Genomic DNA, 11475 nt, shown 5'->3' on the forward strand with positions numbered 1-11475 from the left:
ATTGACGACACGGGATGCCCCTCCGCACCGGAACAATACAATAAGTTCTATTTTTAAGCACGTAGGTGGCGGTTAGCTCTTAATTTGTTTTCCCTACTATTTTTAGTATAACGTTTTTCAGGCTGTTGATCAAAGTTCCAGCTCCGCGATTCATCCCACACTCATGCTGCGCATTTTCGTTGTGGGGCTTCTCGCGGTCTTAGCTAAAGACTAAGGGCTAAAGAGTAAGGATTAATTAATATGGACATTTAATGAAAATCGAGCTTAAACTGTGAGATATAGGCAGTAAAAGCAGGCACACTATCTAGGTAACAATTCTTAAGAGTATTTCTAAAGAATGCTAGCCTCCTGCTCAGGAAATTAGCAAGTGGTGAACCCTCTGATGGGTGACACCGCCGTTTTGCTGTGTTCTTAAGCGTTTTGGGTAATCCTAAATTATGGCAACTCTATACGTCAATCCAGCTACTGGAAGTGATAGCGCTGATGGTAGCGAATCTACGCCCTTTAAAACTATTACCAAAGCATTTGATTCAGCTGGATCGGGTGACCAGATTCAACTAAAACCTGGTACTTATAATACTGGCAGTGGTGAAACCTTTCCGCTGAAAGCTCCCTCTGGTGTAAAAATTATAGGGGATGAAGCAAACAAAGGCAAGGATATCTTAATTGAAGGCAACGGATTGTTCAACACCCGTTTCGGTGGTGGTCAAAACGTGACCCTGATCCTAGCTAAGGATACCGAGCTCAGGGGAGTAACCATGACCAATCGTGAGCGCCGAGGTACTGGTGCCTGGATTGAGTCTGGTAGCCCTATGGTTGCTAATTGTACCTTTAAAGAGTGCAATCGTGAAGGGGTTAATGTCACAGGTGAAGCCACACCAGACGTTAAAGATAATAATTTCATTGGTAGTGGTATAGAGGGTCAAGGGATATCGATTACCAGGGATGCCAAAGGGAACATCCAAGGGAATACCTGTATAAAAATGGGTAATGGCATTGCTGTTGATGGTAATGCAGCGCCCAGGCTGGTGGATAACACAACCTCTCAAAACATCTTTGGGATAGTGGTTTCTGGGGACGCTCGACCGATACTGCGTGGGAATCGGATTGAAAACAACGAAAGATTTGGTCTGTCAGTTTCTGGGAAGGGTTTGCCAGATTTGGGAACCGCAGGAGACCCAGGGAGAAACGCACTGCGTAACAACGGTGAGTTTGATTTAAAAAATTACACCAAGGTTGAGCTGATTTCAGTTGGTAATGAGTTAGTTGCCACAAAAGCCAGTGGTCCAGTTTCAATTGAGGACGCGATCGTTATTGGGCCTGATGATCCCGATAAAGACACTGATGGGGATAAAGACACTGATGGGGATAAAGACACTGATGGGGATAAAGACACTGATGGGGATAAAGACACTGATGGAGAAAAGAAAAAGTTAACTGATATTGCCGGTCATTGGGCAGAGGATTTCATCGAGGGATTGTACACTAAAGGATACGTTAGTGGCTTCAATGATGGCAGCTTTAAGCCAAACCAAACCATGACTCGTGCTGAATATGCGGCCTTGTTAGTCAACGCTTTCGATCCTCAACCTGAAAGGGCAGCCAAGGATTTCACTGATGTTGATTCCAAGTATTGGGCTTACGAAAAGATTAAACAAGCCTATCGTGGTGGATTCCTGTCTGGCTTCCCTGGGGGGAAATTCAAACCCACAGACAAGGTTCAGCGTGCCCAAATCATTGTTTCACTGGTCAATGGGTTAGACTTAACGGCTTCTAGCCCCAATGCGTTACAAGCCTACGATGACAGCGGTTCCATTCCTACCTACGCCATTGAGGCTGTCAAAACCGCAACCAAAAAAGAAATTATCGTAAATCACAGCAATATCAAGCAACTCAACCCCACTCGCAATGCCACCCGTGCTGAAGTAGCTGCGATGGTTTATCAAGCCTTGGTGGATGCTAACAAAGTCAGCGCCATTAACAATCAATATATTGTCAAATTTGACGACGACGGGATACCCACATTCGCAGACATTCAAAACCACTGGGCGAAAGAGTTTATTCAGGGATTGTTGGCAGAAGGTATGATTTCAGGTGTTGATAACACTAACTTTAAACCTAACGATAAGATCAACCGTGCTCAATATGCGGCCTTGATTAGCAAAGCGTTTAACCCTCCAGCGAAAAGGGAGGCCAAGCAATTCAAAGATGTCGGTGATGGGTCTTGGGCTAAGGATGCGATTCAAAAAGCCTATCGTGGTGGATTCCTATCTGGTTACGCTAATGGCAACTTCGGACAAGCCGATAATGTTAAGCGAGCGGATGTGATTGTTTCCTTAGTAAATGGCTTGGGTTTAAAAGAATCGGATCCCAATGCTTTAGATCTCTATGATGACAAAGGAGATATTCCCAGCTATGCCACAGATCAAGTAATAACCGCTACTAAAAAACTGATTGTGGTCAATTCCCCTGACCAGAGGAAACTCAATCCCGTGCGTGAGGCCACTCGTGGTGAGGTAGCTGCGATGGTTTATCAGGCTTTGCTGGATCAGGGCACACTAACTGCTGCTGTGAATAGTGAGTACATTGTCGTTGGTTGATTTATGGTTTGGATCTGACCGGGGTTAGATCAACTAAATCTTTCTGAAAACATCGGTAGCCTGCTGAGTGCAGGCTTTTTTTGTATAGCGCCATAATTATCAGTGATTGACCTACGGTCACGCTACGCGATGGTCCAATGGAGCCGCTACGCGATCGCTTACAGCATGGATACATTAATTCCTGGTCTCTACCTTTGGCTTGGACCATTATCTTTTCGCATTGGTGGGGTTGCTCCAGAAGAAAACTATCCAGGGACTATCCATGGCTTTAGTGGGTTAGCACTGGTACTACCGGGATATCGCATCTACAGCACATACCAAGGTAGCTATGACCCTCTTTTGTCAAACTAGGAGAAAGCCATCTCTGAAAGCGTTATGGGGCTTTAGTTCCCATATTTTAGATCCAATTTTGAGTTTGTGGAACAAAACTCTAGTAGTTTGTGTCTAGGTTAAGTAGCGTCCTAAATCCTGGCTACTGACTACTGTTTAGTATTGTAGTTAGTTTAATTACAAACCGCTTTGAGTTTGTGAAACAAAAATATAGCGGTTTGCCTCCAGGTTAAGTAGCGTCCTAAATCCTGGCTACTGACTACTGTTTAGTATTGTAGTTAGTTTAATTACAAACCGCTATAAATCCCCCAACTTCGATTAAATCAAAGTTGATTAAGGCAGATTTATGGGTATAATTATGCCCCCCTAGCCCCCCAATTTTGGGGTAAACAAAACTATCAAATAACCAAAAATTTGGTTATTTAGGGGGCTTTTATAAAATAAAACTATCTAAATTAATACTTCAATTAATTAACGCCGTTTCCGTTAATATAATCGTCCTGATAGTCTTTGCCTTCCAATGGAGAAATGGTTAGTAACTCTTTAGTTACACGAACCAATTTTTATCTAAGCTGGAAGGTGACAAATGCCGAATAGACGCAATGCAGTTCAGACAGACATAGAAACACTAATAAGTATCTATCATAATTTATCTAAACTTGAGAAATATCTCAGAAAATCCCACGTTGATCAAACCGTAATCGATGATATCGAAAGTGCAAAAAATTCTGTCAATCATGCCTTAGATATTCTTCATAATTATTCCGATGCAATAGCTAATATCTATCAGGCACCACCACCGCGCTCAGAAACTTTTTAAATCCTAGAATTGTGCCGATAATATTGCTGCTCAATTCAAACTTCTAAATCCAAAAGAAAAAAAAGGATTCTCTAAACTTGATAATAGAGAATCCTCTTTGTTTTAATTAATCCCAAAAGTTACTAAGTTTACCCAGCTATGAAATTAGTTAGGGGTTATAAACCATCAATTAAGAAATCAATATATTTCCTAACCTCTTCACCCTCCAAATCATTCTTGCAGTACTCAGACAGTTTCCTATCTCTTATGTATTCTAGAGCGACAACATAAGGTCGAACTGATGACTTAATTATAAAGCTTCGTTTTAAGCCGTCAGTATTTTGCTCTCTGCCAAACCGCAAACTAGTAATAAGCCACTTGATACACTCATTGATATCTTGCTTAACACCATCTATGATTTTTTGTTTTTGTTTTTTAGAAAGCTCTGGAAACCTGTTGAAGTTCTCCAAAGCAATTCTTGCGGCTTCTCTAACTATCTTGGAGCTTTTCCACCGGTTATTAAGCCACTTTTTCTTAACCCACTTAACGGCCTTATCACGAGCTTCAGCCCTTTCCTGAGATGTAGCAAGGTTGTGTACTTGTCTCCGCAATTCTTTAAGTAAATCCTGAACTTCACGAGCCTGTGGTGTTTGGCTTAACAATGTTTCTAAGTTTTCAACGAGGTAAGCTACTGTTTGATCTTTTCGTTTCCTTTCAAGAGAAGCCCGGGGCTCCATCTGCCTCAAGTTTCCCTTAATGACTAGGGTATAAAGCCAAGGAACTATCGCGGAAACAGCAAATAGACCAAAGAGTAAGGAAAGTTTATCTTTTGTTTCCCTAATGCCACAAACAGTAGATTCAATAAACCAAATACTAAAAAATAAAACAATAATATATGCAATGGCAGCCCCTATTTTAATAGCAGGTATCTCTTCTGGAGTGAATTGCCTTGTCATTGTTAATGATTTTGGTTAATGATTTTGAAAGAACCCATCAGATCTAAGAGGTTGTCTGAGAAGTCTCATTTGCTACATATAAGCCCCCGTTGGTCCCCCAATTTTGGGGGACTTTTACCACCAAATAGATTCTTGTTCCCCCCAGAATTGGGGGGCTAGGGGGGCAAAATTCAGTATCAAAAAACTTTTCAGATATCCTCTAACTTTGATAATCAATTACTTAATTAGCTGATCCCAGAAATAATTATGCTCTAATTCTCCCTACCCCCTTGGGTGCATCTCATGTTTGCTGTTTGACACGGTGGGTGGAATGGGCATCTTGCCCGTTACAATTTTCGGGCGGGCTGTCCTAAAACTGGCTAGGATGCCGAAAATGAGGGCTCCCCTAACGCACCACTAGCAAGATTTTCGGCGTTGCTGATTATGGGTATGGTTTTGCCCCCCTAGCCCCCCAATTTTGGGGGGAACAAAACTTTCTTGCGTCCCCCAGAATTGGGGGACCAACGGGGGCTTTAACAAAACCAGATAATCGCGCATTCATTCCTTAATTCAGCAACGCCAGATTTTCAAATATGAGATGCACCTATCCCCTTTTCCTAGGAATCGACAAACTTTGCACTGATTTCATCTTCGTTTCCTCAGTGACCTCAGCCCTATCGCTCTCAAGTTCCCAGAGTGATTTTACTTTTGTGAGGGCATATATTGTAGCAGTTTTAAAACAAATAAACAAATAAATAGACCATAGTAAACAAACTGTTGGTTACAGCAACAGCTCGTTCTCAGCTTACCCCGTAATCAGCTATGGGGCGATTAAGGGTGAAAACCGCTCTAACTTTTCTTATCAAACTATAGCTGTAACCCTCCTTCAGTCCTGGACTGGTCTCCCAAAACGAATTTAGCAAATGTTATGAGGGGTGACAACCGGTAAAAGGCAACTAAAACTCAATTGACGATCAATTCAGCAATGCGCTTGAGAATCCTAAGCACATTATACCAGTCATTGCCACGATAGAGGGTAAACTCATCGGAAAGAGCATACATCGGTATACCGGATTTTGTTAGTTTCAAAAACCGGAAATTAGTACCATTAGTCACCAAGCCAAAACTAGGGCGCAACTGATTAGGATTAGCCATCATGTAGGTCAATGCCTGAGGAATTGCTGATTTGAGAGAGAATCCAGCTTGTTTCGACTCAATCACTAATACCCAAAACTGCTCTTGTAGCACCAACACATCAATACGCCCTCGCAGGATTTCGTGCTCCTCAACAGCGGCAATTTCTATTGCGGCCTCTGTCTTGAGGTGAAAGGGAGAACCATAAAAACCCGCTAGTCCTAACAAGGGAGACAACACTACCATTTTGACAATGTCTTCCACCATCGGGTACTGTTCCAGGTATAGCATGTGAGCCTTAATTTGCTCTAAGGACTGCCGTTCAGTGTCGGTAAGTTCGGGTAATTCCTCCTGCCACTCTCGGAAAAATTGGTCATCCTCTGCTGGGGTCAGGTTAAATTTAACCTTCACATCATGCAAGCTAAGTTCTGTTACTGCTATCGTCTTCACCATCAATCAGGATTGAGCCAAGGTATGTCTTAACTTCTCGGGAAAACTATGATCGCCGACCGCGAAAGCTAGTTAGGGCTTACCACTAGTTTGTCAGTTAGACTTCCCATAGCTCAAGGCTCTACCTACTAATGCGATCGCTAAAATCACAGTTGGAGCCAGGATCCCAATCAACCCATTAACAGATGTAGCGGCAATGGGTACACTGGGAGCAACATATTTAATAATAACAGAAATTATCGTGGAGAGGATGACGAGTTTGATAATGAAGCTTAGTTGATTATCCATCTAAATACGGGAAGGGGACTCCCGTTATAAACGTTAGTTTTAGCGGGTTTAAAGTTACCGTAAGATAGTGGAGCCTTGTCAGCCATGCAAAGCGCGAGTGGGGGAAACCACGCCAGTTGCTCATGGGGGAGACCCCCAAGACCGCACTGGCTCCCCAAGACCGCGCTGCATCGCTATTAACAAATATTTAACCCTTTNTCCCCCCTGCCACTCTCGGAAAAATTGGTCATCCTCTGCTGGGGTCAGGTTAAATTTAACCTTCACATCATGCAAGCTAAGTTCTGTTACTGCTATCGTCTTCACCATCAATCAGGATTGAGCCAAGGTATGTCTTAACTTCTCGGGAAAACTATGATCGCCGACCGCGAAAGCTAGTTAGGGCTTACCACTAGTTTGTCAGTTAGACTTCCCATAGCTCAAGGCTCTACCTACTAATGCGATCGCTAAAATCACAGTTGGAGCCAGGATCCCAATCAACCCATTAACAGATGTAGCGGCAATGGGTACACTGGGAGCAACATATTTAATAATAACAGAAATTATCGTGGAGAGGATGACGAGTTTGATAATGAAGCTTAGTTGATTATCCATCTAAATACGGGAAGGGGACTCCCGTTATAAACGTTAGTTTTAGCGGGTTTAAAGTTACCGTAAGATAGTGGAGCCTTGTCAGCCATGCAAAGCGCGAGTGGGGGAAACCACGGCAGTCGCTCATGGTTTGGGTTCTGTGTGCGGAACCTGCGTCCGCACCGCTGTTTGCCCCGTGGAGACCCCCGCAGGTCGGCGCTGCCTCCCCAAGACCGTAATGGTGCCCTTGACCCGTAATTAAATTCGCCACGGGTCGCACCTCTGCATCGCTATTAAAAAAGATTTAACCATGCATCTGCATAGCCCACTAGACTCTAAAGGCTCCACAATAAACAGGTTTCGTCTCCGGGGAATTCCCGCAGGTCAATAAATTGAACGCGAATGCGTGGCCATAGGCCAAGCGCGAATCGTTATTAATTAGACGCATACTGATAGCCGTCAGCCTTAAATATTGTTTTTAGATATTTTGGATGAACATCGATCTTTCTCTGAGGAACCATTAGTACAAAACTTGGACGATAACGAATAGCTATCCGACCTGTATACTGCCCGGCGTATTTTCCTTTTTTTATGTTAGCTTTGACGATATCTCCTGTCTGAAAACCTTTAAAAAACTTAGCAGAAGGAGCATGAGCTTTTGGGAACCCGTATTTATTGGGTCGGCATCTTTGACGAACACCATGACCAATAGCGGTTACTGTCAGTGGTTTTATTCCGTTTAGTAATATTTTCCCAGGGGTAGTTTTACCTACACAAGCAGCATCGATCCAGTGAGCTTTTTCGAGACCCCTAGTCTTACGATTAAACTTAGTCAATCCACCCGAACCTGTCTCGACGGGTAATCCAGTTAATTTTAGTCTTCTCCATAATTCCCAACGGGTTGAGTTGACGGCTGCGGCATCTTTCAAAGGGGTTTTTGCTTTAGTTAATACTTTTTTGAGAATTGTTGGTTTTTTCTTTAAAAATTTCTGAATCGGTTCGTTGCCTTTTCTGAGATTACAACACCGACAAGCAAGAGTTAGATTGCTGACTCGATTACTGCCACCTTTTGATTTGGGAACAATGTGCTCAACTTCTAAAGGCGTATTAATGGCACCACAGTAGACACAACTGTGTCCCCATTTAATAAGAAGGTACTCTTTCACCTCAAACCCATACAGCTCGCCATATTGATATTCAACTCCTGACACTTCTGGATTTTGCATTTTTTGAGTATCAAACCGCACTAACTCTTGAGATATTGCAGTCACTGGACACAACTTCCTCAGTCGTCTCACCCAGGTCTCAATATTAAATATTCGACTCATTGTCTTGATGCAGTCGCTCATGGGGGAAACCCCCAAGACCGCGCTGCATCGCTAGTGACGGAGGCAGCCACCCTTCTGGGCGTCTCCGGTTAAGAAATCGAGGTTTACGGTAACGAGTTTGCCTGCTTCTTCTACCTCGCCTTAAGGCTCTTCTGGACTCCAAAGAATTCTTGATGTTTTGTCCTCGATGGTTAATTTCTAATGCACCTGTCACCCGTCCAGTCTGTTCTTGAATGACAGCTATTCCGGTTGTTTTCGAACCAGGGTCTATTTTGATTCTGTGTGGATGAGTTACAGAATTATCAACACTCCTATCCTGCATGATAATAGTGAATGGATAGCGCTTAAATACTTTAGCCCTTCCTTTCTTGAGTAGTTCTCTAGCTCGTGCCGGGTGACATGGATCCAGAGGTTTTTTATCTTGATCTAAAACGAAAACTCGCATTACTTTGAACACTCCACAACGTGGGTAAAGTTTGCCTTGACAATGTTATAAGAGCTTGAGAGGTTAACAACACTTCCTTAACTCTCTACAGATGTTTAATTGTTAACAACAGAGCTGAAGGCTGGCACGCACCTACAGGTGTTATGACTCAAATAACGTAGACCATTACTAAGTCTTAGTCTGGTCAACTATGAGCTCCTACAAGCTCCCGCTATAGTCCCATAGGACTTAGCGGTGAGTTATTGACTGCCCTATTGCTATTACTATATTGCCATTGGTGAATAACGACTAGGAAATGTCATGATAAGAGGGAAAACCACCAAGTCATGGGTTTTGAGCGATGATTAAGGCAAGCTGGGGATGAAAGAGAATGTGAAAAAGACAAATTCTACCGAAAATCAAGATATTCAGCGCTTACAGCTATTTATTTACCTTGTCCCCATCTTTGGCTTGTTTCCAGCACTGTGGACATTGTACCACTCTCAGGGAACCAGAGAGGAAAAAACGGTGAGTCGCTTGTCGGTCACCTTGGCCTTTGGTTGGTTGCTAGGGTACAGTTTATTATCAGCAGGAGCACAATTGTCGGAATTTTGGACATTACGCTTGCTGTTTCTCAATGCTATGCTGACATCTGGCTATTTTCTGGTCAGTTTCGCTGTGATGGTGCGCTTATGGCAGCGCCAGTCACCACGCTTGCCTGGGATTAGCCGGATCTCTGAAGGAATCCTGGGCAAGTATTTGTCCTAGTTTAGGGGTTTACTAAAAGAAATAATGTACTCTAATGATGGTTTTGACTGACGGATTGGGCAAGGTTGATCGAAAATTTACCTGATCAGGCAGCAACCTGTTATAAAACCTGCTATAGAGTATTAATACTAAACCTTAAGATGGAAGATCCAGGTCAACCATGTGAAACCGGTCAGGAGTGAATAGTCTTCTTCTGTCAATACCATCCCTATTGCCTGTGTGTGAGGAAGCCCAGTGCCAGTTCAAAGAACTTATCGAAAACGCCGTGTAGTGAGAAGACCTACTCGCCCCGTTCGCAGAAAAAAGGTAAAAGTCAAGCGAGGGAATTGGCTCTGGCTTTGGCTAGGTTTTACCGCAGTGGCCATGTCATCTGCGGCAGCAGGTGCAATACTAGCTGTATCCCTGGCAAGTACCCCTTTGCTGCAAAGTGAACTGACTCCGGACGAGAAATCTGTATTTAACCAAGAGGAAACCATCTCCAGCAACACCATGCACTTGCCGGAGTTGACTCGACCAGTTAATATCTTATTTCTTGGTATCAAAGTCCTAACCTCTGATCTAGATAAACCCCCAGAAGTAGACCTGGGATACCACGCTCTGGTCAATTCCTTAGAGGGTTTGTCAGATACCATGCTCCTGCTACGGTTTGACCCAGACGGGGAAAAAGTCAAAGTTCTTTCCATGCCTCGTGATACTCAAACTCGTATTGAGAAACATGGTAAAATTAAGCTTAATGCTGCAAATTATTTTGGCGGGCCTGCACTCACAGCGAAGGCGGTCAGTGATCTTCTTGATGATGTGCCCATTGACCGTTATATCCGAGTAAACGTTCAGGGTGTGGAAAAAATGGTGGATGCCTTGGGAGGAGTTACGGTCTATATTCCCAAGGACATGAAGTACACCGACCACTCTCAACACCTTTATATCAACCTCAAAAAAGGTAGACAGCACCTGGATGGTAATAAAGCGATGCAGTTCCTGCGCTTTCGCTATGACAAGTATGGGGATATTGGTCGAGTTCAGCGGCAACAAATGCTGATGAGGGCTTTGGTAGAACAGGCACTAAAACCTAGCACTATAGCACGAATCCCACAAATCCTCTCAGTTATTCAGTCCCACATTGACACCAACTTAAGTGTAGAAGAGCTAGTGGCATTAGCGGGTTTTGCCACCAAGACTAAACGAGCCAATGTCCAAATGCTAATGCTGCCTGGTCGATTTAGTAACGATGGCAAGAAACAAGCCAGTTACTGGTTGCCAAACCACCGCCGCATCCAGGAGATGGTGGCTCAGCACTTTGGTCAAGGCTATACCTACTACTCCAATGCCAACTCCACATCCCTGCGCATTGCGATTCAATACACTACAGATTCTTCTGAAGTCGCTAAAGCTATGCTCCGCAACCTCAACCGAGGTGGCTACAAGAATGTTCGTATTGATCAGAAATTGTCTAGGGAACCATTGCGCACCACTCGCATTATTGCCCAACAGGGAGACGATGAAAGTGCTGCCACTATCCGTAACTATTTGGGATTTGGGGAAGTGCGGGTGGAAAGCACCGGTGCTTTTTCCTCAGATATTACCATTCAGTTGGGTCAAGACTGGCTACAGAAACTGGATTATCCACATTGACATCTCCCCCGGTTAAAACACGGGGGATTCTACAAGGATGTTACGCGGCAGCGGTTTTCCCGTGGCGCTCCACTCTTGTTTCGATATGATCTAGACAGGTTAGTGAATAAATCGTACCGATGCGGGAGTGTCAAAGCTGTTAGAGTCGATGCCCGGTATTATCCGGGGCAATTAAACTAAGTCAGTGAGTCACCCCACTGACTCGTCTTCAAAACCGTAC

Annotated in this window: 11 protein-coding genes; 5 read left to right on the plus strand and 6 right to left on the minus strand. The window is 43.7% G+C overall.

Annotated features, from left to right (window positions below; all coding sequences use genetic code 11):
• Positions 1–437: 437 nt before the first annotated feature.
• From BJP37_RS04760 to BJP37_RS04770, 3 genes are all read left to right on the plus strand, one after another.
• On the plus strand, positions 438–2600 hold the full coding sequence (locus BJP37_RS04760; RefSeq protein WP_075896889.1) for an S-layer homology domain-containing protein: 2163 nt from the start codon (positions 438–440) through the stop codon (positions 2598–2600).
• 129 nt (positions 2601–2729) lie between these two features.
• On the plus strand, positions 2730–2951 hold the full coding sequence (locus tag BJP37_RS04765) for a hypothetical protein (RefSeq protein WP_075896891.1): 222 nt from the start codon (positions 2730–2732) through the stop codon (positions 2949–2951).
• 565 nt (positions 2952–3516) lie between these two features.
• Positions 3517–3750 carry a hypothetical protein gene (locus BJP37_RS04770; RefSeq protein WP_075896893.1) on the plus strand — a complete coding sequence of 78 codons (234 nt, stop codon included), beginning with the start codon at positions 3517–3519 and terminating at the stop codon, positions 3748–3750.
• A gap of 155 nt (positions 3751–3905) precedes the next feature.
• Here the strand turns inward: BJP37_RS04770 and BJP37_RS04775 are convergent, their stop codons facing one another.
• The 6 genes from BJP37_RS04775 to iscB (BJP37_RS44865) form a co-directional block, all read right to left on the minus strand.
• Positions 3906–4685, minus strand: a complete 780-nt coding sequence (locus BJP37_RS04775; protein ID WP_075896895.1) for a hypothetical protein — start codon at positions 4683–4685, stop codon at positions 3906–3908.
• Positions 4686–5627: 942 nt separating this feature from the next.
• Positions 5628–6251, minus strand: a complete 624-nt coding sequence (locus tag BJP37_RS04780) for a type I restriction enzyme HsdR N-terminal domain-containing protein (protein WP_075896897.1) — start codon at positions 6249–6251, stop codon at positions 5628–5630.
• A 90-nt stretch (positions 6252–6341) separates the two neighbouring features.
• Positions 6342–6536: a hypothetical protein gene (locus BJP37_RS04785; RefSeq protein ID WP_075896899.1), complete on the minus strand. Its 195-nt coding sequence runs from the start codon at positions 6534–6536 to the stop codon at positions 6342–6344.
• Between the two features lie 396 nt (positions 6537–6932).
• A complete protein-coding gene (locus BJP37_RS04795) occupies positions 6933–7127 on the minus strand; it encodes a hypothetical protein (protein WP_075896899.1) in 195 nt (64 codons plus the stop codon).
• Between the two features lie 410 nt (positions 7128–7537).
• Positions 7538–8374: an RNA-guided endonuclease IscB gene (iscB, locus tag BJP37_RS44860; protein WP_438941498.1), complete on the minus strand. Its 837-nt coding sequence runs from the start codon at positions 8372–8374 to the stop codon at positions 7538–7540.
• A 40-nt stretch (positions 8375–8414) separates the two neighbouring features.
• Entirely contained in the window at positions 8415–8876 is a 462-nt protein-coding gene (gene iscB / locus BJP37_RS44865; protein WP_438941499.1) for an RNA-guided endonuclease IscB, read from the minus strand.
• Positions 8877–9236: 360 nt separating this feature from the next.
• Here iscB (BJP37_RS44865) and BJP37_RS04805 point away from each other — a divergent pair, with 360 nt between their 5' ends.
• Together BJP37_RS04805 and BJP37_RS04810 are read left to right on the plus strand one after the other, a co-directional pair.
• The gene (locus BJP37_RS04805; RefSeq protein WP_075896903.1) at positions 9237–9623 is read left to right on the plus strand and encodes a hypothetical protein; all 387 of its coding nucleotides are present in this window, start codon (positions 9237–9239) and stop codon (positions 9621–9623) included.
• Between the two features lie 234 nt (positions 9624–9857).
• Positions 9858–11255: an LCP family protein gene (locus tag BJP37_RS04810; protein WP_075896905.1), complete on the plus strand. Its 1398-nt coding sequence runs from the start codon at positions 9858–9860 to the stop codon at positions 11253–11255.
• Positions 11256–11475: the final 220 nt, after the last annotated feature.

Source organism: Moorena bouillonii PNG (assembly GCF_001942495.1).
GTDB classification, from domain to species: domain Bacteria; phylum Cyanobacteriota; class Cyanobacteriia; order Cyanobacteriales; family Coleofasciculaceae; genus Moorena; species Moorena bouillonii.